This is a genomic window from Collinsella sp. AM20-15AC (assembly GCF_003471405.1).
Classification (GTDB): domain Bacteria; phylum Actinomycetota; class Coriobacteriia; order Coriobacteriales; family Coriobacteriaceae; genus Collinsella.
Map to the genome: position 1 here is coordinate 478 of NZ_QRJA01000066.1, position 309 is coordinate 786.

Here is a 309-nt window from a genome sequence, read left to right on the forward strand (position 1 = left end):
CGCGCTGCCGCTCGCGGCGAAGGACGCCGAGAGCGTGGCGGCGGCGCTCGGGGGCGTGCGCTCGGTGCTGGGCGCCGGCGGGACGCGCCGCGTGTTCCGCGCCGTCCTCACCGACAACGGCGCCGAGTTCTCCGACGAGGGCGCGATCGCCGCGCTGATCGGCGAGGGGCCGGGCGAGACGAGGCTGTTCTACTGCGACCCCCGGCGCAGCGACCAGAAGGGCGCCTGCGAGCGCAACCACGTCGAGATCAGGAAGCTGCTGCCCAAGGGCCGCGGCCTCAGGTTCGACCGGCTGGCCCCGGCCGACCT

Annotated in this window: 1 pseudogene; it reads left to right on the top strand. The window is 76.1% G+C overall.

From position 1 onward, the window contains the following. A pseudogene (locus DW233_RS10380) lies at positions 1–309 on the top strand (IS30 family transposase); the annotation flags it as partial.